This window comes from Streptomyces sp. NPDC014995 (assembly GCF_043080745.1).
Taxonomy (GTDB): Bacteria; Actinomycetota; Actinomycetes; order Streptomycetales; family Streptomycetaceae; genus Streptomyces.
The window spans coordinates 69,579-93,211 of the sequence record NZ_JBIBVX010000025.1 but is presented as its reverse complement, the minus strand read 5'-3'; the positions used below and the strand labels follow the sequence as shown (position 1 = coordinate 93,211).

21 protein-coding genes are annotated in these 23,633 nt (G+C 73.1%); 9 read left to right on the top strand and 12 right to left on the bottom strand.

Annotated elements, in window-relative coordinates; translation table 11 throughout:
* Positions 1–174: 174 nt before the first annotated feature.
* Complete coding sequence (locus ACF1A1_RS36670) at positions 175–1,200, bottom strand: helix-turn-helix domain-containing protein (RefSeq protein WP_392006128.1); 1,026 nt, start codon at positions 1,198–1,200, stop codon at positions 175–177.
* 100 nt (positions 1,201–1,300) lie between these two features.
* On the opposite strand from ACF1A1_RS36670, the gene ACF1A1_RS36665 reads away from it, so the two are divergent.
* Complete coding sequence (locus tag ACF1A1_RS36665) at positions 1,301–2,329, top strand: saccharopine dehydrogenase NADP-binding domain-containing protein (RefSeq protein ID WP_392006126.1); 1,029 nt, start codon at positions 1,301–1,303, stop codon at positions 2,327–2,329.
* A gap of 20 nt (positions 2,330–2,349) precedes the next feature.
* Here the strand turns inward: ACF1A1_RS36665 and ligA are convergent, their stop codons facing one another.
* The 3 genes from ligA to ACF1A1_RS36650 all read right to left on the bottom strand — a co-directional run bounded on the left by ligA (position 2,350) and on the right by ACF1A1_RS36650 (position 6,669).
* Complete coding sequence (gene ligA / locus ACF1A1_RS36660) at positions 2,350–4,446, bottom strand: NAD-dependent DNA ligase LigA (RefSeq protein ID WP_392006124.1); 2,097 nt, start codon at positions 4,444–4,446, stop codon at positions 2,350–2,352.
* 106 nt (positions 4,447–4,552) lie between these two features.
* A complete protein-coding gene (locus tag ACF1A1_RS36655; protein WP_392006122.1) occupies positions 4,553–5,407 on the bottom strand; it encodes a transferase in 855 nt (284 codons plus the stop codon).
* Entirely contained in the window at positions 5,404–6,669 is a 1,266-nt protein-coding gene (locus ACF1A1_RS36650) for a glycosyltransferase family 4 protein (RefSeq protein ID WP_392006120.1), read from the bottom strand. Before ACF1A1_RS36650 ends, ACF1A1_RS36655 begins: the two co-directional genes overlap by 4 nt.
* Before the next feature lie 400 nt (positions 6,670–7,069).
* Here ACF1A1_RS36650 and ACF1A1_RS36645 point away from each other — a divergent pair, with 400 nt between their 5' ends.
* Positions 7,070–7,393, top strand: coding sequence for an alpha-amylase (locus ACF1A1_RS36645; RefSeq protein ID WP_392006118.1), 324 nt, complete (start codon positions 7,070–7,072; stop codon positions 7,391–7,393).
* A gap of 199 nt (positions 7,394–7,592) precedes the next feature.
* On the opposite strand, the gene ACF1A1_RS36640 is transcribed toward ACF1A1_RS36645, so the two are convergent.
* The gene (locus ACF1A1_RS36640; RefSeq protein ID WP_392006116.1) at positions 7,593–8,009 is read right to left on the bottom strand and encodes a VOC family protein; all 417 of its coding nucleotides are present in this window, start codon (positions 8,007–8,009) and stop codon (positions 7,593–7,595) included.
* Between the two features lie 10 nt (positions 8,010–8,019).
* On the bottom strand, positions 8,020–8,394 hold the full coding sequence (locus tag ACF1A1_RS36635) for a helix-turn-helix transcriptional regulator (RefSeq protein ID WP_392006132.1): 375 nt from the start codon (positions 8,392–8,394) through the stop codon (positions 8,020–8,022).
* An 848-nt stretch (positions 8,395–9,242) separates the two neighbouring features.
* Here ACF1A1_RS36635 and ACF1A1_RS36630 point away from each other — a divergent pair.
* Both ACF1A1_RS36630 and ACF1A1_RS36625 read left to right on the top strand, forming a co-directional pair.
* Positions 9,243–11,651 carry an ATP-binding cassette domain-containing protein gene (locus tag ACF1A1_RS36630; RefSeq protein ID WP_392006115.1) on the top strand — a complete coding sequence of 803 codons (2,409 nt, stop codon included), beginning with the start codon at positions 9,243–9,245 and terminating at the stop codon, positions 11,649–11,651.
* A gap of 310 nt (positions 11,652–11,961) precedes the next feature.
* Positions 11,962–12,405, top strand: a complete 444-nt coding sequence (locus ACF1A1_RS36625; protein WP_392006113.1) for a prolyl oligopeptidase family serine peptidase — start codon at positions 11,962–11,964, stop codon at positions 12,403–12,405.
* 264 nt (positions 12,406–12,669) lie between these two features.
* On the opposite strand, the gene ACF1A1_RS36620 is transcribed toward ACF1A1_RS36625, so the two are convergent.
* Positions 12,670–13,869: an MFS transporter gene (locus tag ACF1A1_RS36620; RefSeq protein WP_392006111.1), complete on the bottom strand. Its 1,200-nt coding sequence runs from the start codon at positions 13,867–13,869 to the stop codon at positions 12,670–12,672.
* Positions 13,866–14,456 carry a helix-turn-helix domain-containing protein gene (locus tag ACF1A1_RS36615; RefSeq protein WP_392006110.1) on the bottom strand — a complete coding sequence of 197 codons (591 nt, stop codon included), beginning with the start codon at positions 14,454–14,456 and terminating at the stop codon, positions 13,866–13,868. The genes ACF1A1_RS36620 and ACF1A1_RS36615 overlap by 4 nt, the downstream gene beginning before the upstream one ends.
* On the opposite strand from ACF1A1_RS36615, the gene ACF1A1_RS36610 reads away from it, so the two are divergent.
* Entirely contained in the window at positions 14,455–14,976 is a 522-nt protein-coding gene (locus ACF1A1_RS36610; protein WP_392006108.1) for a GNAT family N-acetyltransferase, read from the top strand. The genes ACF1A1_RS36615 and ACF1A1_RS36610 overlap by 2 nt on opposite strands.
* A 218-nt stretch (positions 14,977–15,194) precedes the next feature.
* Here ACF1A1_RS36610 and ACF1A1_RS36605 read toward each other — a convergent pair whose 3' ends face one another.
* Positions 15,195–15,728 carry a DoxX family protein gene (locus tag ACF1A1_RS36605; protein WP_392006106.1) on the bottom strand — a complete coding sequence of 178 codons (534 nt, stop codon included), beginning with the start codon at positions 15,726–15,728 and terminating at the stop codon, positions 15,195–15,197.
* 119 nt (positions 15,729–15,847) lie between these two features.
* Positions 15,848–16,018 carry a hypothetical protein gene (locus ACF1A1_RS36600; protein ID WP_392006105.1) on the bottom strand — a complete coding sequence of 57 codons (171 nt, stop codon included), beginning with the start codon at positions 16,016–16,018 and terminating at the stop codon, positions 15,848–15,850.
* Between ACF1A1_RS36600 and ACF1A1_RS36595 the strand changes: the two genes are divergently transcribed.
* The 4 genes from ACF1A1_RS36595 (at position 16,017) to ACF1A1_RS36580 (ending at position 20,025) form a co-directional block, all read left to right on the top strand.
* The gene (locus tag ACF1A1_RS36595) at positions 16,017–16,535 is read left to right on the top strand and encodes a hypothetical protein (protein ID WP_392006103.1); all 519 of its coding nucleotides are present in this window, start codon (positions 16,017–16,019) and stop codon (positions 16,533–16,535) included. The two genes, ACF1A1_RS36600 and ACF1A1_RS36595, sit on opposite strands and share 2 nt — an antisense overlap.
* A gap of 687 nt (positions 16,536–17,222) precedes the next feature.
* Entirely contained in the window at positions 17,223–17,447 is a 225-nt protein-coding gene (locus ACF1A1_RS36590; protein WP_392006101.1) for a hypothetical protein, read from the top strand.
* A 201-nt stretch (positions 17,448–17,648) separates the two neighbouring features.
* On the top strand, positions 17,649–19,289 hold the full coding sequence (locus ACF1A1_RS36585) for a sigma-70 family RNA polymerase sigma factor (protein WP_392006099.1): 1,641 nt from the start codon (positions 17,649–17,651) through the stop codon (positions 19,287–19,289).
* 157 nt (positions 19,290–19,446) lie between these two features.
* Positions 19,447–20,025, top strand: a complete 579-nt coding sequence (locus tag ACF1A1_RS36580; protein ID WP_392006097.1) for a DM13 domain-containing protein — start codon at positions 19,447–19,449, stop codon at positions 20,023–20,025.
* Positions 20,026–20,148: 123 nt separating this feature from the next.
* Here the strand turns inward: ACF1A1_RS36580 and ACF1A1_RS36575 are convergent, their stop codons facing one another.
* On the bottom strand, positions 20,149–20,679 hold the full coding sequence (locus ACF1A1_RS36575) for a hypothetical protein (protein WP_392006095.1): 531 nt from the start codon (positions 20,677–20,679) through the stop codon (positions 20,149–20,151).
* 34 nt (positions 20,680–20,713) lie between these two features.
* A complete protein-coding gene (locus tag ACF1A1_RS36570; RefSeq protein ID WP_392006094.1) occupies positions 20,714–23,578 on the bottom strand; it encodes a DNRLRE domain-containing protein in 2,865 nt (954 codons plus the stop codon).
* Positions 23,579–23,633 lie beyond the last annotated feature (55 nt).

The following is a 23,633-nucleotide window of genomic DNA, read 5'->3' as shown; positions in this document are numbered from 1 at the left end:
TGCGGCGAGGGCGAGGGCGGCCGAGGCCGTCGCGGTGGCCAGGAGCAGGCGAGCAGAGCGCATCTGAGCTTCCTTCCGCCGAGACCGAGCAGCCGACGTTTCGTCAGCCGAATTGACTCGACCTCGACGTGGTCCACCGTCAGTCACTTATCGGACCGCCACCACTCCAGGCGCTCAGCTGGGTGAACGCCTCCGGCCCGAGTCATTCGACCGGGGCAGTGGTGCGGTGGCGGCTCGCGCGGTGGCGTCCGGGTGGGGGCGGGAGCGTGAGCGGAAGGTGCGGCGGTAGGTGTCCGGAGGCACGCCGACCGTGCGGTTGAAGTGGCGGCGCAGTGTCGTGGCGGTGCCCATGCCGGTGGCGGCCGCGATGCTGTCGACACTGTCGTCGGTGGTCTCCAGCAACTCCTGCGCACGGCGGATCCGTTGGGTCAGCAGCCATTGCAGCGGGGTGGTGCCGGTCGCCGCCCGGAAGTGGCGGCCCAGGGTGCGTGAGCTGATCCGTGCCTGGCGTGCCAGGTCCTCGACGGTCAGCGGGTGGTCGAGACGTTCGACCACCCAGGGGAACAGTGCGGCGAGCGGGTGGTCGTCCCGGGCGGGCACCGGGGCGGCGACGAACTGCGCTTGGCCGCCGGCCCGGTGCGGCGGCACGACGAGTCGGCGGGCGACGGCGTTGGCGATCGACGAGCCGTGGTCGAGACGGACGAGGTGCAGGCAGAGATCCAGTGCGGCGGCCTTGCCGGCGGAGGTGAGCACGCTGCCGTTGTCCACGTAGAGCACGTCCGGGTCGACCTCCACCTCGGGGCGGCGGGCGGCCAGGGCCCCGGTGTGCGCCCAGTGCGTGGTCGCGCGCTTCCCGTCCAGCAGGCCGGCGGCGGCCAGCACGAACGCGCCGGTGCAGAGGGAGGCCACGCGCGCGCCTGCCTCATGGGCCGCGCGCACCGCGTCGACCAGGTCGGCGGGCGGGTCCTCGTCGACGTCCGCCCAGGCGGGGACGATCACGGTGTCGGCGTGCTGGAGCCGGTCGAGCCCGTGGTCGGGCTCGAGCCGGAACCGGCCCACCCGCACGGCGTCCGGCCCGCAGACGGCGACGTCGTACCACGGGACGGCCACGCCGTCCGGGGCGGCGCCGAACACCTCGTACGCCACGGACAGTTCGAAGTGCAGCATCCCGTCGGTGACGGCCAGCGCGACAGTTCCCATGTCCGGAATTGTATGGGGCATGTCGTTCCGGACACTCGTGCCGGGGTGTCCGTCCTCGTCAGGATGTCCCCGGCGGATCATTCGAACGCGGGGAGAAGACATGGGTACGGGGCACGCGGTGGCGGTGTTCGGCGCGTACGGGCACACCGGACGCTTCGTGGTGGCGGAGCTGCGGGAGCGCGGGTTCGCCCCGGTGCTCTCCGGCCGCGACGCCGACAGGCTGCGGGCGCTGGCGGCGGCCGATTCCCGGCCCGACATCCGGCCCGCGTCGGTCGACGACGCGGCCTCGCTCGACCGCGCACTCGCCGGCGCGGCGGCCGTGATCAACTGCGCCGGGCCCTTCACCACGACCGCCGCCCCCCTGATCGAGGCGGCACTGCGCGCCGGGATCCCGTATGTGGACGTGGCGGCCGAGATCGAGGCCAACGTCGACACGTTCGCGCACTACACGGACCGCGCCCGCGCCGCCGGAGCCGTGGTCGTCCCCGCGATGGCCTTCTACGGCGGTCTCGGCGACCTGTTGGTCACCGCGGCGATGGGCGACTGGACGTCCGCCGACGAGGCGCACATCGCGTACGGGCTGAACAGTTGGCACCCCACTGCCGGGACGCGCGCCGCGGGCAGGATCTCCCGGGCGCGGCGCGGCGGCCGACGCGTCCGCTACACGAACGGCCGGCTGGAGTACCGCGATGACGACCCGCCGGTCCTGGAGTGGGCCTTTCCCGACCCGCTGGGCACCCGGGCCGTCATCGGGGAGTTCACGATGGCCGACGTCGTCACCGTCCCCAGCCACCTGCGCATTCCCGAGGTGCGCACCTACATGACCCTCGAGGCGGCCAGGGACCTGTCGGCTCCGGACACGCCGGCACCGGCCGCGGCCGACGAGCGGGGGCGGTCCGCGCAGACCTTCCTGGTCGACGTCGTCGTGCGCTCCGGGGGAGAGGAACGGCGCGCTGTGGCGCGGGGGCAGGACATCTACGCCGTCAGCGCGCCGCTCGCGGTGGAAGCGGTCCACCGCATCCTCACCGGGCGGACCAGGACGGTCGGTGTCGCCTCCGCCGGTGAGCTCTTCGACGCGCCCGACTTCCTGCGCGCGCTGTCCGCGCACCTGTCCCTCGCGACGCGGTAGCCGGGCCCGTCCGCGGTACGTCAGTCGAGGTGGTCGGCGACGAGCGCGGCGAACTCGTCGGGGGTGGCCAGACGCACGCCCAGCGTTTCGGCCTTGACGCGCTTGGATCCCGCTCCTTCGCCGGCGACGACCAGGGTGGTCTTCTTGGAGACGCTGGAGGAGGAGCGGCCGCCGGCGCGTTCGACGAGTTCGTTCATCTGGTTGCGGCTGAGCTTCTCCAGGGGGCCGGTCATCGTGCCGGTGACCACCACCGACATGCCGGCCAGCGGGCCGGCCGGCCGCTGAGCGGCCACCGTGCCGCCGTCGGCGGCCGTGTCCGTCGTGGTGGGCGGGGTGGCACCGGGCTCCGTCATGTTGACCCCGGCCGCGGCGAGTTTGTCGATGAGCGGGGCGAGTTCGGCGAGTTCCGCGACGATGGACGGTGCCTTCTCGGTGCCGATGCCCTCGACCTGCTGGATCGCTTCGGCGTCGGCGGCGCGCAGGTGGTCCATGGTGGCGAAGTGCCGGGCGATGCGGCGGGACATGGAGCGGCCGGTGCCGCGGACGCCGAGGGCGCACAGGACGCGGGACAGCGGCTGGTTCCGGGCCGCGGCGAGCGCGGCGAGGAGGTTGTCGGTGCTGGTCTCGCCCATCCGGTCCAGGCCGAGCAGCTGGTCGCGGGTCAGTGCGAACAGGTCGGCGAGATCGGCGACCAGGCCGGCCTCGACGAGCTGGACGACACGGGTGTGGCCGAGGCCTTCTATGTCGAGCTGGTCGCGGCCGACGGCGTAGGAGAGGGAGGCCACGAGGTGGCAGTCGCGGCCGTTCTCGCAGCGCCAGCGCTGCTCGCCGGTGTCGATGCCGGAGCCGCAGCGGGGGCAGGTGTCGGGGAAGACGATGGGCTGTTCGTCGCCGGTGCGCAGGTGGGCGACGGGGGCTTCGACCCGGGGGATGACGTCGCCGGCCCGGTGGACCATGACGTGGTCGCCCAGGCGCAGGTCGCGGCGGGTGATGTCGGCGGGGTTGTGGAGGGTGGCGTAGGTGATGGTGGAGCCTTCGATCTCGACCGGCTCCAGGACGGCGCGGGGGGCGATGACTCCGGTGCGGCCCACGTTCCACTCCACCTGCAGCAGGCGGGTGATCTTCTCGACGGCCGGCAGTTTGTAGGCGATCGCCCAGCGCGGTGCCCGCGACCCGCAGCCGGCGGCCCGCTGGTCGGCGGCCAGGTCGGCCTTGACGACGATGCCGTCGATCCCGAACGGCAGCTCCGGCCGCAGCGCGGCGATCTCCTGCACCCGGGCGAGGACCTCCTCCACGGTGCGGGCGGTGATGCCGGGTACGGCGGTGGTGGCGGTGGTGTTCACGCCGAGCCCGGCGGCCTGGTCCATGAGGTCGCTGTGCGCGCTCTCGCGCAGCCGGGCGGCGAGCGCGGTCCCGGTGTCCGCGAGGGGGAGCAGGCCGTAGCCGAAGAACGTCATCGGCACGGTGTGGGCGCGGTCCCGGGCGCGCAGGGTGCCCGCCGCGGCGTTGCGCGGGTTGGCGAACGGCTGCCCGCCCTGAGCGGTGCGCACGTCGTTGGCGTGCTCGAACTGGGCGGTGGTCATCAGGACTTCGCCGCGCACCTCTGCCGTGACCGGTACGGCCAGTTGGGCGGGCAGGCCCTCGATGGTGCCGATGGCGTGCGAGACGTCCTCCCCGGCCGTCCCGTCGCCCCGGGTGATCAGTCTCGTCAGGCGGCCGCGGCTGTAGCGGGCCGCGACCGCGAGACCGTCCAGCTTCGGCTCGACGCTGAACCGCTCCACGTCGCGGTCGACGCGCCGGGCCAGGGAAGCGGTCCACGCGGTGAACTCCTCCGGGGAGAACACGTTGTCCAGACTCAGCATCGCCACGGTGTGCGGCACGTCCCCCGTCACGGCTCCGCCGGCGACCTTCCCGGTCGGCGAGTCGGGCAGCACCTGCTCGGGATGGCCGGCCTCCCACGCCGCGATACCGCGCACCAGCCGGTCGTAGGCGTCGTCGTCCAGCGCCGACGTGCCCCCCGAGTAGTAGGCGGCGGACGCCTTCACCGCGTCCTCGACCGCCTGCGCGTAGCCGACGGCGTCCACGATCACTGCAACAGGTGTTGTCATGGGCGTCATCCTGCCCGCCACCACTGACAACGCCGCCGCGACGGCCGCCGGGCGGTGGCCGCCGAGGCGGTGGCCGCCCGGCGCCGCGGCCCACCGGGGCCGGCGGCGGGCGCGGTCACGTCGCCGGTGTCACCTCCACGGAGAGGTCGTTGTCGATCGTGTAGCGGGGACGTACGGCGACTGCGCCGACCGTGGCCGCCGGGTAGACGAAGATCTCCTTGCGGTCCGCGATGTCGTCCAGGAGACGGCCGACCCGGAGGGAAGGGGCTTCAGTGCCGGATGCGGTCCGCAGGCCGATGTCCCAGACGCGGCTCGCGGTGCCGCCGTCGGTGACCAGCTCCTCGTGGTCGACGGTGAAGGAGAACGTCCGGCCGTCGCCCCCGGGGCGTGCTGCCAGGGAGCGTTCGGCGCCGTTCCCGTCCCGCGGGCGCAGGAGTACGGCGCTTTCCCCGGAGAGCGAGGCGCCGTGCAGCCGGGCCCTGACCGTCACCGACCGGTCCGTGACGTCGATGCCCTCGACCTCCGCGTGGGCGGTGCGCAGCCAGGCCCGTACCGCGAGGTAGCCGTCCTTGGTGGTGTACGGAACCCGTACGGCCACCGGTGCCGGCCAGTCACGGGACTGTCCGTCGACGAGGGCCCGCAGGTCGCGCAGACCGGGGCGCAGCCGCTGCCGCTCCGCTCCCGGCTCGGGCAGCAGGTACACGTCCCACCGCCCTTCCGTCAGAGTGGGCCGCGGCTCCAGGACGGCACGTCGGCGGCCGTCGTCCCCGGGCTCCAGATCGAGGACGTGCAGGACCTCCTCGGGCTGGTCCTTCCCGGTGCGCAGCCGCAGCAGCAACCGGGGCGACCGGGATGACGGGGAGGCGACCGCCTCGCCTGTCCGGAGGGAGAAGACGATCCGGCCGTCCGTGTCCACCGTGCAGTCGGCACGCGGGTGTGTGCCTGGTGTCGTGCGGGATGCCTCGGTCATCGCCGTCCCCTCCGTATCGTGCGCAGCGCGCGGCCGGCCGCGGTGTGGGCGACGTCGCGTGCGGCGAAGCCCTGGCTGATCAGGGTGCGGTGGATCCGGGTGCTTTCCGGGGCGATCGGTCGCCCGGTCGTCCTCGCGGAGATCGCCTCGTCGATCAGGCGCTCGGCCTGCCGCACGACCGGGACCGGGGCGAACCGTCGCGCGTTCTCGATCGCCTTACGGCCCATCAGCCGGCGCCGCTCGTGGTCGCGGACGAGTTCCAGCAGCGCGGCGCCCAGCGCGTCGCGGTCGCCGACCGGTACCAGCCGGCCGTCGACCCCGTCCTCGATGATCTCGCGGGGTCCGTGCGGGCAGTCGGTGCTCACCACGGGCAGTCCGCAGCGCATCGCCTCGACGATGGTCATGCCGAACGGCTCGAAGCTGGACGTGGCCGCGCCGATCGAGCCCTTGACCCACTCCGCCTCCATGGGGGCTGCCGCGCCCATCAGAAAAGCGTTCTCGTACAGACCGAGGTCGTGGATGAGCCTTTGCAGTCGGGCGTGTTCCTCGCCCTTGCCGTAGATGCGCAGCTGCCAGTCCGGGTGTTCGGCGGCGACCAGGGCGAACGCCTCGATGAGCAGGTCGTAACGCTTGACCGGGACCAGCCGGCCGGCCGCGACCACCACCTTCGCGGTGCCGTCCGCGGCGGGCAGCACCGGGTCGGGGACGCTGTTGGGAAGAGCTTCCACCCGGACGCCGGGCAGTCGCATCTTGCGCCGGTAGGCGGCGGCGTCCGCCTCCGTGACCGTGGTGAGCACGTCGAGCCGGCGGTAGGCCCGGCGCAGCGCGGTGCGCAGCCGCGGTGAGTGGTTGTCGAGGGTGAGGTGCTCCTGCCCGATGCGGGCGACCCGTTGCGGGGCCTGCACCGCGAGATGCACGTTGAGCCCCGGTCTCGTGCCGATGACCACGTCGGCGTCGGTCGCCGCGAGGCTCTCGCCGATCCGCTGGTCGGTCAGCTCGCTGTACTGCCGGTAGCGGTACTCGGCGGCGGGGAACACCTGCGCCGGTCGCAGATGCAGCGGATGGTTCTTCTCCTGGCGCAGGTCCACCAAAGGCCGGAGTAACACCCGCGGATCCAGCGTGAAGTTGGGGCGTTCGCGGTGGCGCAGCACGGAGACGATCTCCACCTCGTGCCGCTCGGCCAGAGCCTGGGCCAGATTGAACGTGGTGGTGATCGTGCCTCCGATCCCGTAGGCGTTGTGAATCAGGAAAGAGATCTTCATGGCGGACTAGACTCCACCGACTCCCTTACAGTTGCACGCTGTTATCGCTTTGTGGTCATGCCGATGAACCTCCGGTGCACCGGAGGCGGGCCGGGACCTGCCCGGGGGGTCGGGCGGGTGGACGTCACGGTCAGGTTGAGGCCGGGCCGGCACGCCGCCACCACCTCGCCTCTCGATCGTCCCGACAGCAGTCTCACACCGCGCGCACCCGCGCGCAGCCCGGTCGGCATCCCTCCGAAAACCCTGTGCTCTGCAAGCGTTGCAGGCTCATGAATCGCATGTGAACAGGGGTTTTGCTTCAGAGTTGGACAACGTCTGAAAACACATTCATCTTCTTGCGCAAGCCGTGAAGGCCCCACAAGGATGGCGCTGCCCCATCGCCCTCCTCACAGGAAGAGCCATGCCGCATCTCCTCGTACAGGTCACCGTCACCGCTGCCGCCACGCTGGCAGCCCTGCTGCCCGGCCTGGCGGGCGGCCGCTCCGAGGCCGCCGATCCGCCTCCCAAACCCGCACCCGAGTGCGTGCACCACTACTCCGACTGGCGCTACACCACCGTCGTGAACGACTGCGACACCACCGTGAGCGTCACCGTCGAGTACGCCAACGGCCGGCCGGCCCCCTGCCGGACCCTCGCTCCGGGCGATGCGGCCACCTTCGCCGGCTACGGCTTCGACCAGAACCACGTCGTCGGCCTGCGCACCTGTGTCCCCGGGACCACCTGACCGCGCGGGGCGGCCGCCCGCACCGCGATACCGCCGGCCGTTCGAGGTGGACGCAGCCCAGGGGGCACGGTGAAGAGCGGCCGTCCGAAGGCGCCTGAGCCGGCCTTCGTGTGCCGGGCGCGGGTCTGCCGACGGCAGGCAGGGATCGGGGCGCCGTCAGCGCGCCGGACCCCGAGCGGGGCCCGCCCCGCTCGGGGGTTCACTTCCCGAGGGGCTGGGTGAAGCGCAGCAGGTTGCCGGCGGGGTCGCGGAACGCGCAGTCGCGGACGCCGTAGGGCTGGTCCATCGGCTCCTGCAACACCTCGGCGCCCGCGGCGTCGAGGCGCTCGAAGGTGGCGTCGCAGTCGTCCGTCGCGAAGATGACACCGCGCAGCAGGCCCTTGGCCATCAGCTCCGCCAGGGCCCGTTTGTCGGCCGGTGAGGTGTTCGGGTCGGCGGCGGGCGGTTCCAGGACGATGTTCACGTCCGGCTGCGAGGGCGCCCCGACGGTCACCCAGCGCATCCCCTCGAACCCCACGTCGTTGCGTACCTCGAGGCCGAGCACATCGCGGTAGAAGGCGATCGCCCTGTCGTGGTCGTCGACGGCGATGAAGCACTGGGAAAGTCTGATGTCCATGCCGTTCACGCTACGGCCGGGCGGCGCGGCCGGCTTCTCCGTTCCTGACCGGCCGCGTGTGGATCTTCGCGATGCACGCCGGGATGGCGGCGCCGTGGTCGTGGTTCCTGGCCCGGTAGGCGCTCGGGCTCTCGCCGACCAGCTGCGTGAAGCGCGAGCTGAACGATCCCAGCGACGTACAGCCGACCGCGAAGCAGACCTCGGTCACCGTGAGGTCGCCGCGCCGCAGCAGCGCTTTGGCCCGCTCGATGCGGCGGGTCATCAGGTAGCCGTAGGGCGTCTCGCCGTAAGCGGCGCGGAAGCTGCGGGAGAAGTGGCCCGGCGACATCAGGGCGTCACGCGCCAGCGCCGCGACATCGAGGGGCTCGGCGTAGTCGCGGTCCATCCGGTCACGGGCCCGCCGCAGACGCACGAGGTCGTCGAGGTTCTGCCGTCTCACCCGACGAGTTTCCCACGCCGCCGAGCCCGGCGACGAGGAACGGGGCGACGCCCCGGCTCCGGAGCCGACCGATGACGAGCCGACCGATGACGAGCCGACCGATGACGAGCCGACCGATGACGAGCCGACCGATGACGAGCCGGGCGACCGCGCGGGGCGAAGCAGGCGACCGACGCGGTCAGGAAATACGACCGAAGCGATCAGGAATGGAGAAGCACCGGCCCGCCCGCCCCGCCTAGCGTGACTGCCATGCACCTCCCCACCCGTGCGAATCTCCTCCCGCACGCCGCCCCGGACGCCTCTCCGGCCGCCCGCCGCGACACCCCCGGCTTCGAGGCCCGCGGTGACGCCGGACACGACGGCGTTCCCGACGGCGCCGGCCGCGACCCCGGGCGCCCCGGTCCGCACCCCGGAGCTTCGCCGAGCCGTCCGGCGGTCGCAGCCCCGGCCCGCCCGGACGGCGCCGTGACGGAGCCCGCGCACGTCGCCGGCGACGGACGCCCGGGGGCCACCGTCACCGCCGCCGCCGTCCTTCGGCCGGGACGGCCAGGCTCGGCCGACGGCCACGCCGCCGGACAGCCCGACCAGCCCGACCAGCCCGACCAGCCCGAACCCGGCCGAGCCCGGGACCGTTCGGCTGGGAGCGGGCGACACCCGCACCGGCGTCGCGCCACCCCGGGCGGCACCGCCGAATCCGGTGGACACGCACGACGGGAAGCTGGTCGGATCGAGCCGGGCCACGCCGACGGAGACCGCGCAGGCGGCCCCGCCCGACAGACACGGATGGAGTCACGATGAGCATGGCCACGAGCACGGACACGCAGTCACCGGCGTCGCACGCCGCCGACAGCCACGATCTGATCCGCGTGCACGGCGCGCGCGAGAACAACCTCAAGGACGTGAGCATCGAGATCCCGAAGCGCCGCCTGACGGTGTTCACCGGCGTCTCCGGCTCGGGCAAGAGCTCCCTGGTGTTCGACACGATCGCCGCCGAGTCGCAGCGGCTGATCAACGAGACGTACAGCGCCTTCGTGCAGGGCTTCATGCCCACGCTGGCGCGGCCCGAGGTCGACGTGCTCGAAGGGCTGACGACCGCGATCATCGTCGACCAGCAGCGGATGGGCGCCGACCCGCGCTCCACCGTCGGCACCGCCACCGACGCCAACGCCATGCTGCGCATCCTCTTCAGCCGGCTCGGCACGCCCCACATCGGCCCGCCCGGCGCCTACGCCTTCAACGTCCCCTCGGTACGGGCGAGCGGCGCGATCACCGTCGAGCGCGGCGACAAGAAGGTGGAGAAGGCGACCTACCACCGCACCGGCGGCATGTGCACACGCTGCGAGGGCATGGGCACGGTCTCCGACATCGACCTGTCCCAGCTGTACGACGACGGCAAGTCGCTCAGCGAGGGCGCGCTCACGATCCCCGGATACAGCGTGGACGGGTGGTACGGCCGCATCTTCCGCGGCTGCGGTTTCTTCGATCCGGACAAGCCGATCCGCGCGTTCACCAAGAGGGAGCTGCACGACCTGCTCCACAAGGAGCCCACCAAGATCAAGGTCGACGGCATCAACCTGACGTACGAGGGCTTGATCCCGAAGATCCAGAAGTCGTTCCTGTCCAAGGACGTCGACGCGTTGCAGCCGCACATCCGCGCCTTCGTGGAGCGGGCGACGACGTTCACCGTCTGCCCCGAGTGCGACGGCACCCGGCTCAGCGAGGCGGCCCGCTCGTCGAAGATCCGGGGAATCAGCATCGCGGACGCCTGCGCGATGCAGATCAGCGACCTGGCCGCATGGATCCGCGGCCTCGACGAGCCGTCGGTGGCGCCGCTGCTCGCCAAGCTGCGGCACGCCCTCGACTCCTTCGTGGAGATCGGCCTCGGCTACCTCTCGCTCGAACGGCCGTCGGGCACGCTCTCGGGAGGCGAGGCACAGCGCGTCAAGATGATCCGCCACCTCGGCTCCTCGCTCACCGACGTCACCTACGTCTTCGACGAGCCCACCACGGGCCTGCACCCCCATGACATCCAGCGGATGAACGGTCTGCTGCTGCGGCTGCGCGACAAGGGCAACACGGTGCTCGTCGTGGAGCACAAGCCGGAGGTCATCGCGATCGCCGACCACGTCGTCGACCTCGGTCCCGGCGCCGGGACGGCGGGCGGCACCGTCTGCTTCGAGGGCACCGTCGAGGGGCTGCGCGCCGGTGACACCATCACCGGGCGTCATCTCGACGACCGGGCCGCCGTGAAGGAGTCGGTGCGCAAGCCCACCGGCACGCTGGAGATCCGCGGCGCGAGCGCGCACAACCTGCGCGACGTCGACGTCGACATCCCGCTCGGCGTGCTCGTCGTCGTCACGGGGGTCGCCGGTTCCGGCAAGAGCTCGCTCGTGCACGGGTCGATCCCCGCCGGCGAGGGCGTGATCTCGGTCGACCAGGGCGCGATCCGCGGCTCGAGACGGAGCAACCCGGCGACGTACACCGGACTGCTCGACCCGATCCGCAAGGCGTTCGCGAAGGCCAACGGCGTGAAGCCGGCGCTGTTCAGTGCCAACTCCGAGGGCGCCTGCCCCACCTGCAACGGCGCCGGCGTCATCTTCACCGACCTGGCGATGATGGCCGGCGTAGCCACCACCTGCGAGGACTGCGAGGGGAAGCGGTTCGAGGCATCCGTCCTCGACCACCACCTCGGCGGCCGCGACATCAGCGAGGTGCTGGCGATGTCGGTGACCGAGGCCGAGGCGTTCTTCGCCGACGGTGAGGCGCGCACGCCGGCCGCGCACCGGATCCTCGGCCGGCTCGCCGACGTCGGTCTCGGTTATCTCACCCTCGGCCAGCCGCTCACCACGCTGTCCGGCGGCGAGCGGCAGCGGCTCAAGCTGGCCACCCACATGGCCGAGAAGGGCGGCGTCTACGTCCTCGACGAGCCGACCACCGGTCTCCACCTCGCCGACGTCGAGCAGCTGCTCGGGCTGCTCGACCGGCTCGTCGACTCCGGCAAGTCGGTCATCGTCGTCGAGCACCACCAGGCGGTCATGGCGCACGCCGACTGGATCATCGACCTCGGCCCCGGCGCCGGCCACGACGGCGGCCGGATCGTCTTCGAGGGCACACCCGCCGACCTCGTCGCCGCCCGCTCCACCGTCACCGGCGAGCACCTCGCGGCCTACGTCGGCCTCGCCGAAGCGGATGACACGGCCTGAACCGAGCGGATGACACCGCCTGAACCGGGCGGACGACACGCCCGAGCCGGACGGACGACACGGCTTGAGCAGCACGCTCAGGCCCCGACCAGGACGTGAGCCGGCCCCCGGGGACACCTGCCGGTCGGCGGGCCCCTGGGGACCCGTCACGTGGCGGGGCGCCGCGGCCCGCTCACTCGTCAGGGGCGGAAGGCCCGGGCGGTTCACCCCAGGGCATCTCCAACACCGTTCGAAGCTCCGTGACGGACCGCTCCCCGATCCGCGCGGCGAGGACGCGCTCGAGCCCGTCGAGGATGGCCGTCGCCCGCTCGTGCGCGCGTCGGCCCTTCGGCGTGCGGCGGATCAGCACCTCGCCGCGCTGCTCGCCCTGTCCCCGGGAACACCCCCGCTGAGGGGCGCCGTCGCCTGGTACGCGCCGAGCGACCTCGCACGGCAGGGCGACGGCGCGAGCAGCCCCGAGGCGCTCCTGCTCGGCGCGGCCCCCGCCGACGTACCCGACCTCGCGCGGGAGGCGAGCCCGGTCGCCCAGGTCCGGCCGGGAGCCCCGCCCTTCCTCCTGGTGCACGGCGAGGAGGACTCCATGGTCGACTGCGACCACAGCCGCCGGCTCGCCGCCCGCCTCGGCGAGGCCGGCACCGAGGTCGACCTGTGCACGGTCCCGGGTGCGGAGCACGTCTGGCACGGACTCTCCGACGACCAGGTCCACGACGTCTTCGGCCGCACCCTGCGCTGGATCCAGCAGCGCGTCGGGTGACCGTGCGGGGCGTTGCCCCGCCTGCCGGCAGGGGCCGGACTCCAGGCGGGGATGCGTTCCTCCCGGTCGGTGGGACAGCGGACCCCGGTGGCCCCAGGGCCGGGACGTCCGCGCACGGGCGGTCCTCGGCCGGGCCGGCGCCGGCGGTGCCGCCCGCCACGCGTCGGCGCCCGGAACCTGCGCCGCCGCCGCCGTCGCCGTCGGTGGTGACGAACGCGCGGCAGTCGTCGGGCAGGCGCGGGCGGGGGCCAGCGCCCGCCGCGGTCAGGTGGCCGAGGGGGCGGCCCCCGGTGCTCCGGCGCGTCGCTCGCCCGCGGCGGCGAGGCCCCCGGCGGCGAGGAGGGCGGTCACGGCCACGCAGACCGTGCCCGGCCAGCCGAGCGCGTCCAGGAGGGGGGCGGTGGCGGCCGCGCCCAGCGCCCCGACGGCGAAGTAGAGCACGAGGTACACGCCGGTGACGCTGCCCGCCCGCCGGGGGTCGATGGCGACGATCCGGCTCTGGTTGGCCGCCTGGGCGGCGAAGCACCCGGCGTCGAACAGGGCCAGCCCGAGCACGGTGATCGCGGGGTGCCGGAGACCGGTGGCCAGCACCGCCGTACCCGCCGCCGCGACCGCCATCGCCGCGGCCGTGACCCGGTGCGGCGTGTACCGGTCGACCAGACGCCCGGTGAACGGCAGGGCGGCGAACCCGAGGAGTCCGGCCAGGCTGTACAGGCCGATGGCGGTGGCGTCGAGCGAGTGGGGCGGACGCGCCAGCGTCAGGGCGAGCCCCACCCAGACGACGTTGAAGGCGAAGTACCACAGACCACCGGTGAGCACGGCGCGGCGCAGCGCGCGGTGGTGGCGCAGCAGTGGCGCGAGTCCCGCCAGCGTGGCGAGGTAACGGCCCTGCGCACGCGGCCGTTCACGCGGCAGGAGCCGTGCGGTGGCGAGCGCGGCGAGCAGGGCGAGGCCCGCGAAGACCAGCAGCATGCGCCGCCAGCCGAGGAGGTCGGAGAGGGTGCCTCCGGCCCAGCGGCTCAGCAGGATGCCGGCCGACAGTCCCGTGGCGACGGTGGCCATCGCCGTGCCACGCCGACCGGGCGCGGCGTACCGGCCCGCGATGGCGCCGGCCTGCGCCGCGACACCCGCCGTCGCGCCGATGAACACGTAGGCGGTGAGGAGAACGGCCGCGTCCCGCGCGGCCGCCGCGAGGGTGAGCGCGGCGGCCAGGGCGCACAACTGCGCGCCGACCAGCCGGTGCGGGGCGACACGGTCGGCGAGCGGCAGCAGCAGCGCGAACCCGGCCGTGCAGCCGGCGAGGGCGGCGGTCGGCACCAGTCCCGTCACCGCGGCGGACAGCCCGAGGTCGTCCGCCACGTCGGTGAGGGCGGGCTGGAGGGCGTAGTTGTTGGCGATCGCCGTCGCCGCCGTCCCGGCGAGCAGGACAGTGCCGTAGCGGGGAAGGGACCGCTGCTCGCTCATGGCTGTTCCGCCTGGGCGCGGATGACCACGTACCGGCATTCGGTGTCGGTGTCGTTGGCGAAGGCGCACGGCGCGGGCTCGCCGAGTTCGACGGTGTCGCCGGGACCGAGGGCGTGGACGACGCTTCCCTCGTGGAAGGTCAGGTGGCCCTCCAGGACCCACACGACCTGACGGGCGAAGGCGAAGGACGCCGCCGGGTACGCCACGTTCGCACCGGCGGGGAGCCGGATCTCCGCCGTCTCCACGGGGAAGTGAGGTCCGGTGATCTGGCGGCGCCGGTAGCCGGTGGCAGGATCGCGCCACTCGGCCGTGTCCTCGTGGCGGCGCACACCGCCCGCGACGGCCGCTGCGTGCGACTCTCCCTCGGCGAGCGCCAGCAGGGAGGAGACGCTGAGCCGGAAGGCGGCCGACAGCTTGCCGAGCACGACAGCCGTGGGGTTGCTCTCGCCGCGTTCGATCCGGTTGATCATCGCGCGGGAGACACCGGAGGCCTCGGCGAGCTGCGTCAGCGTCCAGCCCCGCCGCTCCCGTTCGGCGCGCACACGCGCCGCGATCCGCCCTACCAGGGGGTCTACTATGTTGGACATGACGGCAATATACGAGAACCGTGAGGTGGTGCGGGTCCGACCGGCGTGCGAAGCCGACGGAGAGGCCGTACGCGCCATCCGCAACCACGCGGTGGCGACCTCCACGGCACTGTGGACGCAGACCCAGCAGTCCCCGGCCGACGCGAGGGCCTGGCTCGCCGCGCACCTCGACCGGGGCTCGGCGCTGGTGGCCGAGGCCGGGGGCCGGGTCGTCGGCTTCGCCGTCTACGCCCCCTGGCGGGAACTCGACGGCTACCGCCACACCGTCGAGAACTCCGTCTACGTCCGTGAGGACAGCCAGGGCCTCGGTGTCGGAGGCGCGCTGCTGTCCGCGCTGATCGACTCGGCGCGCCGCGCGGGCCATCACAGCATGATCGCCGGGATCGAGTCCGGCAACGCGTCCTCGATCCGGCTGCACGAGCGGTTCGGGTTCGCCGTCGTGGGCACGGTGCGCGAGGCGGGTCGGAAGTTCGGGCGGTGGTTCGACCTCACGCTCATGCAACTGCCGCTGGAGGCCTGAGAGCCGGCCGGCGAAGGGGAGCGCACGGACCGGCCGGCTCGGCGACGCGCGCCCGGCCAGTGCTGCGCACGGTGACGGCGGCCGATCCTCGTCGCGGGTACGGGCGCGGTGCAGCCGGGCGGTCCATCAGCGGATCAACCGGGCGGCAGGTCAACCGGGCGGCAGGTCAGCCGGGCGGCGGATCCGTCGGTCGGGGTCCGTGGGCCAAGGACGGCGGATCAGCGGGACAGCTTCGCGCGGACCGCGCCCGCGGTGGCCGCGGGGCGGGCGGTGGCCCGGACCGACCGTCGGACCAGCCGGGCGTCGCGCCGGACGCTCCGCGCGGCGTGCCGGCCGCGCCACTCCAGGGACGGGTTGCCCGCGGTGTCCGCGGCGGCGATCATCAGCCCGCCCAGCATGGAGGCGTTCTTCAGGAACTGGATGCGCTGCTGAGCCCGCTCGTCCGGGTCCTCCGCCTCCCAGAAGCGGTGGGCCGCCAGCGTCGTGGGCACGAGGGTGGCGGCGAGGGCGAGTGCGGCCACCCGGGGGACGCGCCCGGTGGCGAGCAGCAGTCCGGCCGCGACCTGCACGGCCCCGGTGAGCCGTACGACTTCCTCGGTGCGGTCGGGCAGTGCCGGCACCCGGTCGGTGACGGGCCGCACGACGGACTCGGCGGTCGGCGCGAGCTCCTCGGGCGCTCGCAGGGACTGAAGGCCGCCCGAGACGAACATCGAGGCGAGCAGGGGGCGACCGACCAGGCGCAGCAGACTCATGGTCTCTCCAGACAGGTTGACCGGACACGAAAGGTGGCCCCCGTGTTCCCCGCCGGAGGGCCCGTCATTCGACGGGCCCCCGCGCCGCCCGGCAGGTACATCGGCCCGCCGCATGTCGTTCAGTCGCGGCTCGACTGGCCCTCCATCGCCTCGACCAGCCGCCCCAGCGCCTTGAGGACCCAATCCCGGTCGTCCCCGAGTCCCGCCAGCAGGGTGACCTCGGCGGCGAGTTGGCGGGGGAAGACGTCGTCGACCGCCCGGGCGCCGGGCTCCGTGACCTTCCGCGCCATGGGCGCGCTGCTCGGCCGACGTGCCTTCATGGGATACGTCCTGGTCGTCGCCTTCGTGTCGGCGGCGCTGTTCGCCTACATCAGCGGCTCCAGCTTCGTCTTCGAGAGCCTCCACGGCGTCTCCGCGACGACCTACTCCCTCATCTTCGCCACCAACGCGGTCGGCATGCTGCTCGGCGGAGCGGTCTTCTCCCGCCTGTCCGGGAAGCGGCACCTGAACACCCTCCTCGCGGCCGGTGTCGGTCTCTGCCTGCTGGGCGCGCTGGCCCAGGTCCTCCTGGTCGCGACCGTGGGGGAGACCCTGGCCGGCACGTGGATCACGCTGTTCGTGACCGCCGGCGGGATCGGCCTGGTCTTCCCCGGCGGCATGAGCCTCGGCCAGGCGGTGGGCCGGGTGGCCCCGGTGCCGCGTCGGCGCTGCTGGGCGGTCTGCAGTTCCTCTTCGGGGCGCTGGCCTCACCACTGGTCGGTCTGTTCGGCGAGGACAGCTCCCTGCCGATGGCGCTGGTCATGCTGATCGCCGTGTCCGCGGCGGCCCTCTCCCTGGTCGGACTCGCGCGGCCCTGGCAGGGGAACGGCGAACCGGACGACTCGACAGCCCCTGACCAGCGGCGGGGGTGACATCGACGGTCGTCGCGCGACGCGGGATGCGGCAGGCGTGCTCGGACGGCGGATCCGGGCGCGGCGACGGCCACCACGGCCCCGGATCCGCCGTACTCCGGACCCCGTCGGGTGAACCGGTCGGCCGCGCGGGGCGGTGGCAGGCCCGGGGTGGTGGCCTGCGCGGGGCGGTGGCCCGCACGGGGCGGTGGCCCGCACGGGCGGAGGGCCGCACCGTTCGCGGTTCGCTGCGCCCGGAACCCACTGGTGCGCGTAGCCGCGAGGTGCTTCACTCCGCGGTGACCCGCCGCCCCGCCTCGATTCCGCCGTGCCGGTTCAGCGGCCCCGGATGGCGCTGGTGGCGAAGAACCCGGTGGCTGCGGCCGTGATGAGAGCGCAGGCGGCGAACAGGACGGTACGTCGCATGAAGAAACCTTTCCCGGTGCTGACGGATGGGTCCTGCACAACGCCGGTCAGGCCCCAGTCGGTTCGCCGTTGGGCCGACGCCACCCGGACGGACGCGACCGTGCGTGGGCCGGCGGACGTACGTCACCGCATCCCAGCCGGGAACGACGACTGCCCCGACGTCGGGCGGGCTCGGACGGTGGCCGACCTGTTCTCGTGGTCACCTGACAACGACGATCCCCGGGCCGGGACCCTGACAGCGCTGCGCGACCGGATGCGACGAGCCGGCGCCCTGCTCAGGCCGATGGCCGACGCCGACGCCCAAAACACCTGCTCCCGCAGGGCGTTCATGAGGGACTTCCTCTCCTGCACGTCCGGCCGGCGGCGCTCGAGCGCCCACGACCCGCTGCCGGCCGGCGCCTGAGGCATCCGGACCCGGACACGTTCACCACCAGGCACCGTCGCCGGAACCTCCGCCGAGTGTGACCGCGCCCATTGCGGTGGCCCGGCCGGTGCGGCCAACCTCTCCTCGCACGGATTTCCGAAGAACTGTTATCCAAGGTTTCCCCAGGGATCTCCCTTGTGACGGACAGAAACGTTCGGCGTCGACGACAGGGAAGCTGCAATGAGTACACGGCACACGGTGGAGCCGGCGGCACTGGTGACCGCTGCCCGAGCAGGAGACACGGAGGCTCAGGACGCCCTCGTCGGCATCCACCTCCCGCTGGTCTACAACATCGTGGGCCGGGCTCTGAACGGGTCGGTGGACGTGGACGACGTGGTGCAGGACACCATGCTCCGGGCCCTCGACTCGCTGGACGCCCTCCGGGTTCCCGAAAGCTTCCGCTCCTGGTTGGTGGCCATCACCATGAACCAGGTCCGGGCGTACTGGCAGGGCCGGCAGTCGGCTCACGCCCCCGTGGAACAGGCCGCGGACATCGCCGATCCGGGCGCCGACTTCGTGGACCTGACCATCGTGCAGTTGCAGTTGTCGGGGCAGCGCCAGGAGACCGCGCGAGCGACACGCTGGCTGGATCCCGACGACCGAGGGCTGTTGTCGCTGTGGTGGCTGGAGTGCGCGGGGGAGTTGAGCCGCGCCGAGGTCGCCGAGGCACTGGGGCTGTCTCCGCAGCACACGGCGGTTCGCGTCCAGCGGATGAAGGCGCAGCTGGAGGCGGCACGCGTGGTCGTGCGGGCACTCGACGCGCAGCCGCCGTGCGAGGAACTGCGAAGAACTCTCGCGGACTGGGACGGCCGTCCTTCCACGCTGTGGCGCAAGCGCGTGGCCCGGCACGCTCGCGGCTGCACCAGCTGCTCCGGCCTGTGGAGCGGATTGCTGCCCGCGGAGGGGCTGCTGGCCGGCCTGGCGCTGGTGGCGGCCTCGCCCGCGCTGCTGGCGAAGATGCGCTCCGGCACGATCGCGCCGGCCGGTTCGGCCTCCCCGCTCGGCGGGGGGAACGACGCGACCGGGCAGTCGCGGCAGGGAGGCCACGGTGCCACGGGCCGGCAGGCTCTCTCCCGTGGCGCGGCCCGCCGTCGGCGGCGCAACCGGCGGCGGGTGGTCGGCGGCGCGGTCGTGGCGGCGTGCGTGGCCGGCGGGGGCCTCTACCACTTCGGCACGCAGCCCGGATCGGGGAGCGACGGGACGAGCGCGGCGCGGACCGTCGACGAGGCGTCGATACCGGCGCGCCCGACACCCGACACCGTTCGGGAGAGCGCCCTGTCCGCCTCCCCGTCCCCGTCTCCGTCACCGTCCGCGTCGACGTCACCGCGTACGAGTGCCTCCCCGAGCCCTCGCGCCACCAGGAGCACCTCGGCCCCGAAGGAGCCGGCTCCGCCGCGGCAGCCGGCGTCGAGCACACCGGAGGCGCCGTCGGCCCCGTCGGGCACCGCGGCCCAGGTGATCGCCCTGGTCAACAAGGAGCGGTCGGCCGCCGGTTGCGGCCCGCTCGGCGAGGACGCCCAGCTGCGCGACGCCGCCCAGGGCCACTCCGACGACATGGCCGCCCGCGACTTCTTCGATCACACCAACCCGGACGGAGACGGCCCCGGCGAGCGCGTCACGGCCTCGGGCTACCGCTGGTCCACGTACGGGGAGAACATAGCCAAGGGCCAGGGGACTCCCGAAGCGGTGATGACCTCCTGGATGAACAGCCCAGGCCACCGCGCCAACATCCTCAACTGCGCCTTCGAGGAGATCGGCGTCGGCGTGCACGAGGGGGACGGCGGCCCCTACTGGACCCAGAACTTCGGCACCGAGCAGTGACGCGGGTGGACCGCGGGCGCCGGACGTCCCGGTCCACCGGGTGTCACGGGACGCGGTCCGGTGACGTAAGCGTTCCGTCATCTCTTTCGGGGCACGGGCCGGCCGCTCGTTCTGTTGAATGGGGTGACGACGCGTTACTCACGAGAAGCGGGGCGAGATGAGGCGGGCGAGGAACATGTGGGGCGGACGGTTGGTCATCGGGGTGCTGGTGGTGGCCGTCGCCGGTGCCGGTTTCGGCCTGTACTGGTTCCAGCCCTGGAAGCTGTGGCAGGACGAGACCGTGGACGAGGCCCTGCCCGGCGTCACCGCGCCGGCCGCCACCCCCTCGCCCCGGCCGTCCGTGACCCCCTCGGCGGCGCCGCCGGCGTCCGAGGACCCCGGCCCGCGGACGCTGGCCGACGGGGAACTGGTCAGCCACGAACACGCGACGTCGGGCACGGTGAAGCTCGTACGGCTCGCCGACGGCTCGCACGTCGTACGGCTGGAGAACCTCGACACCAGCAACGGGCCGGACCTGCGCGTGTGGCTGACGGACGCGCCGGTGACGCAGGGCCGCGGCGGATGGCACGTCTTCGACGACGGGGAGTACGTCAGCCTGGGCAAGCTCAAGGGCAACAAGGGCAGTCAGAACTACGCCGTGCCAAAGGGCGTCGACCCCTCCCGCTACACCAGCGTCAGCATCTGGTGCGACCGCTTCGACGTCTCCTTCGGCGCCGCCGAACTCGCCCGCGCCTGACGGCGCTCGGCGGCACCGCGGCGCCGCCCGGCGCCAGGACGGTGCTCGCACCACGCCGGTGCCCCGGAGCGCGAGGAGCGCTCCGGGGCACCGGGTCGTGGGTGGTACCTCTCGCTCAGGCCGTCAGCGGAGCGCGACCGTGAACGAGCACCAGGCCGTCCACGCGGACTCCGTGGCGCCGTCCTTGACCCTCACGCGCCAGCGGTAGGCGCCGTCGGTCAGCGTGCCCTCGGCCAGCTGGTACGCGGCGTCGTGGCTGGTGTCACTGGTCAGCTGCTTGTGCGTGACGGGTGCCCCGGCGGCCGTGTCGACCTGGAACTCCACCCTGCGACGCGGGCCCGGCTGGGCGGACTCGACCGTCCCGGGCGGAGCCACGGACTCCAGGGTGGCGGCCAGCGTCGGGGTACCGGAGGTCACGACCGGGTCCCCGGCAGGGCTGCCGCAGAGCTGGAAGCCCGCGTACGGCCCGTTGGAGATCCGGGGCGCCTCCGGGGTGGGCAGGAGCAGGTCGCCCGGTCCCTCCGCGGCGGCCCGGACGGTGGGCTGCGACGAGGCGCCGGCGATGGCGAACGGGGCCGCGACGGCGCCGATCGCGCAGGCCGCGACCAGGGCGAACACAGCGCGCCCCGGGCGCTTGCGAGACGTTTTCCGCACACGCATGACTGTCTCTTCTCTCCTCATCGGGCGGCTACTTGACGTAGAGCGTGTGGCCGGGTTCCGGCGCCTGGATCTGGGTGCACTGGTAGGACGTCCAGCGGTGCTCGGCGACCAGCCGCTTGCCGACCTCCTGGCAGCCCGCGAGGTTGTGCAGGTCCTCGTACTTCGTCCAGGCGGACGCCGTGTTGGGCTTCAGCCGGTTCGCCGTGGTGTAGGCGGCCGCGTTGGTACCGGCGCTGACGCCGTCGGTGCCGTCCCACCGGTAGTGCACGCCCAGCCAGACGCGGCCGACCGCGTTCTCCGTCGCTGCGGCCGAGATGGTGGAGAACGTCCTCGTCACCCCGAGGGCGTTGGGGTCCTCCGTGGTCGCCGTCCAGGTGATCTGGTCGGTTCCGAACCAGTCCTGGGTGGCCTTGGCCCAGGCGCCCGCGAAGGTCGCGTGGCCCGAGACGTATGCGGGGAAGGCGGGGCTGAAGTGGTTGCCGTTGCGGTCCTGGGACAGCGGCTGCCAGTTGGGGTCGGCGGTGGTGCTCGCGTTGCCGTCGCCGTCGAGGCGGACGGCGCTCTCCGGACGCCACAGGTCGATGGCGGTCTGGTACTTCATGTCCCAGGCGGCGACGGCGGCGTCCGCCATCGCGAAGGCGGTGAGGGCGAACAGCTTGGCGTTGCCCGCGACCGTCATCCCCTGCTGGCGGGAGAGGATCTGGGTGTGCTCGAAGAGCTGACCCGGCGGCTTGTAGGTGCCGTCGAGGTCGTTCGCCCAGAACAGGGCCGCCTGCGTCTGGTCGGCGGTGCGGCTGGTGGACTCCGCCCGGCCGAGGTTCTTCACGTCGTTGACCTGGGTGGCGTACGCCTGGCTCGGCAGCAGCGTGCTCATCTGCGTGTGCCCGCCGGGCCCGGCCGTACGGAACTGGGTGCTGGACGCCATGCCGAACGGCTTGACCTTGCCCCACTCCGGGGTGGCGCCGTCACCGGTGCCGGTCGGCCGCCAGAAGCCGGGCTGGGTGCTGCCGGTGTACGGGGCGGCGGGCGCCGAGCCGTCGTTCTGCCGGGCGGCGGTCATCGCCGCGGCGGCCTTCTGGCCGACCTCGGTGCCGGCCGCGCGCTGCGCGGAGGTGACCGCGGCCGGGATCGTCGAACGGGCGGTGGCGATCTCGTCGTCGAAGTTGTAGCCCGGGAAGACCGACCTGAGGACGTCGAAGGCGGCGTGGTCGATGGCGCTGTTCACGTCCGGCACGGCGCCGTTGGTGGCCGTGGCCTTCACCAAGTAGGCGGCGCCCAGGCACTGGGTCGCGCCCTCCGCACAGCGCGCGGAGTTGGCCGCGTCGTAGATCGCGCCGTGCATCATCGCGCCCGCGCGGGCGAGCGGGCCGGGGGCCCCGCCGACCTGCCGGAAGGTCGTCTGGAGCACGTCGTTCCAGTAGACGACGTGGTCCTTCACCGGGTCCGGCGGAGTCTCGTACGTGACGAGGATCGACGGCGCCTGCGGCGCGTCGGCGGAGGCGAAGATCTTGAACGCCTTGTAGTCCGTCTCGTCGGTCGCCCGCAGGCCGACCGTGTCCACCGTGCGGTCGGTCTGCGACCACTGCTTGACCAGGGGAGTGATGTCCTCCGTGATCCACCGGGGGCCGCAGTCGGTGAACCCGTGCGTCTGGGTGGACGTCGTCACCTTGGAGCGCCAGGCGGGCTGGCTGCTCCAGCGGGTGGCGGCCGATGCGGTGCCGGTGTCCCAGATCTCCCAGGAGCGGGCCTCGCAGGAGTCGGACCAGGTCGCGTACAGGTTCAGCTCGGCGTTGAGGATGTCCTGCCCGGTGACCGCGGTGCTGCGCGGGAAGTTGATGAAGGAGCGGGCCTCGCCCTTCTGCCACTCCCGGCCGACGTTGAGGCCGGCGTTCCCGGAGAAGTCCGCGGTGTCGCCGTTGCGGACGAAGGTGTCGAAGTTGGTCCCGAAGTACACGGCGGGGTCGATGGTGACCGGGTACTTCGTGCTCTTGTCGGCCAGGAAGCCCTTGTCGGCCCGGACCGTGAGGTCGAAGCCCTCGGCCTGCTGGACCACGTCGAGGTCCACACGGGCCTTGCGCGCGCCGACCGCGCCGTCGCCTCCCGCGGAGGCGTCCCACATGAAGGGCGTCGGCGCGTGGCCGACTTCCTCGCCGGTGCGGGTGTCGGTCAGCACCAGCGACTCGTCGGCCTTCTGGCCTGCCTTCAGCCCCTTGGCGCGTACGGGCAGGGTGAAGGTCGTGGCGCGCTGCGCCGCCTGACGGTCCGCCACCACGAGGTACTGCTCGAACCCGGTCCGGGTCGCCTCGACGACGAGATCCGTCCCCGGCGCGACGTCCTCGTAGGTGGCCTTCGGGCCGTCCAGCTTCGGCTCGGGCAGCGTGCCCCGCCAGCCGAGGGCGATCTCCCGGTCACCCTGCCCCAGGGTGACGAGGTCACCGCCGGAGGCCCCCGTACGCCCGGCGAGACGCAGCCCCCGCGGGTGCGCCTTGGCCCGTACCGAGCCGTCCGGGTTCTTGACGAGGTCGACGTCGACGGTGACCCAGCGGCCCTTCTCCCGATAGCGCACCGGTCCGGCGAAGGATTCCTGCGACATGGTGCCGTCGGGGTTCGCCCACAGGGTCGTGGTCTCGGTGCGGGCGCCGGTCACTTCGATGCGCCGGCCCTGCGCCTGGGCGGTCAGCCGCGCGTTCGCCTCTTCACGCGCGGCCGCGGACGCGGCGGGGGCGGCGGCCTCGGCCCGGGTGGCGGCCGCCGGTTCCGCGGCGGTGGCGACGGGCGTGAGGCTCAGCGCGACGCCGGCTTCGGCGAGGAGAACCAGTGCCAGAGGAAGGGCGAGGCCGGGTGTCCGGCCCCGTCGAGCCGGTCCGCGGGACCGGCTGGTGGATCTGTGCACGCCGTACTCCTTCTGTGAAAAAGGGAACAGACGTGCGCATGCTGCCAATGATCCA

What these genes read in the sequence shown, in the direction of transcription:
- ACF1A1_RS36670 (WP_392006128.1), bottom strand. Translation starts at nt 1,200, where the DNA reads ATGGGAACTGTCGCGCTGGCCGTCACCGACGGGATGCTGCACTTCGAA.
- ACF1A1_RS36665 (WP_392006126.1), top strand. Translation starts at nt 1,301, where the DNA reads ATGGGTACGGGGCACGCGGTGGCGGTGTTCGGCGCGTACGGGCACACC.
- ligA (WP_392006124.1), bottom strand. Translation starts at nt 4,446, where the DNA reads ATGACGCCCATGACAACACCTGTTGCAGTGATCGTGGACGCCGTCGGC.
- ACF1A1_RS36655 (WP_392006122.1), bottom strand. Translation starts at nt 5,407, where the DNA reads ATGACCGAGGCATCCCGCACGACACCAGGCACACACCCGCGTGCCGAC.
- ACF1A1_RS36650 (WP_392006120.1), bottom strand. Translation starts at nt 6,669, where the DNA reads ATGAAGATCTCTTTCCTGATTCACAACGCCTACGGGATCGGAGGCACG.
- ACF1A1_RS36645 (WP_392006118.1), top strand. Translation starts at nt 7,070, where the DNA reads ATGCCGCATCTCCTCGTACAGGTCACCGTCACCGCTGCCGCCACGCTG.
- ACF1A1_RS36640 (WP_392006116.1), bottom strand. Translation starts at nt 8,009, where the DNA reads ATGGACATCAGACTTTCCCAGTGCTTCATCGCCGTCGACGACCACGAC.
- ACF1A1_RS36635 (WP_392006132.1), bottom strand. Translation starts at nt 8,394, where the DNA reads ATGGACCGCGACTACGCCGAGCCCCTCGATGTCGCGGCGCTGGCGCGT.
- ACF1A1_RS36630 (WP_392006115.1), top strand. Translation starts at nt 9,243, where the DNA reads ATGAGCATGGCCACGAGCACGGACACGCAGTCACCGGCGTCGCACGCC.
- ACF1A1_RS36620 (WP_392006111.1), bottom strand. Translation starts at nt 13,869, where the DNA reads ATGAGCGAGCAGCGGTCCCTTCCCCGCTACGGCACTGTCCTGCTCGCC.
- ACF1A1_RS36610 (WP_392006108.1), top strand. Translation starts at nt 14,455, where the DNA reads ATGACGGCAATATACGAGAACCGTGAGGTGGTGCGGGTCCGACCGGCG.
- ACF1A1_RS36615 (WP_392006110.1), bottom strand. Translation starts at nt 14,456, where the DNA reads ATGTCCAACATAGTAGACCCCCTGGTAGGGCGGATCGCGGCGCGTGTG.
- ACF1A1_RS36605 (WP_392006106.1), bottom strand. Translation starts at nt 15,728, where the DNA reads ATGAGTCTGCTGCGCCTGGTCGGTCGCCCCCTGCTCGCCTCGATGTTC.
- ACF1A1_RS36595 (WP_392006103.1), top strand. Translation starts at nt 16,017, where the DNA reads ATGGGCGCGCTGCTCGGCCGACGTGCCTTCATGGGATACGTCCTGGTC.
- ACF1A1_RS36600 (WP_392006105.1), bottom strand. Translation starts at nt 16,018, where the DNA reads ATGGCGCGGAAGGTCACGGAGCCCGGCGCCCGGGCGGTCGACGACGTC.
- ACF1A1_RS36585 (WP_392006099.1), top strand. Translation starts at nt 17,649, where the DNA reads ATGAGTACACGGCACACGGTGGAGCCGGCGGCACTGGTGACCGCTGCC.
- ACF1A1_RS36580 (WP_392006097.1), top strand. Translation starts at nt 19,447, where the DNA reads ATGAGGCGGGCGAGGAACATGTGGGGCGGACGGTTGGTCATCGGGGTG.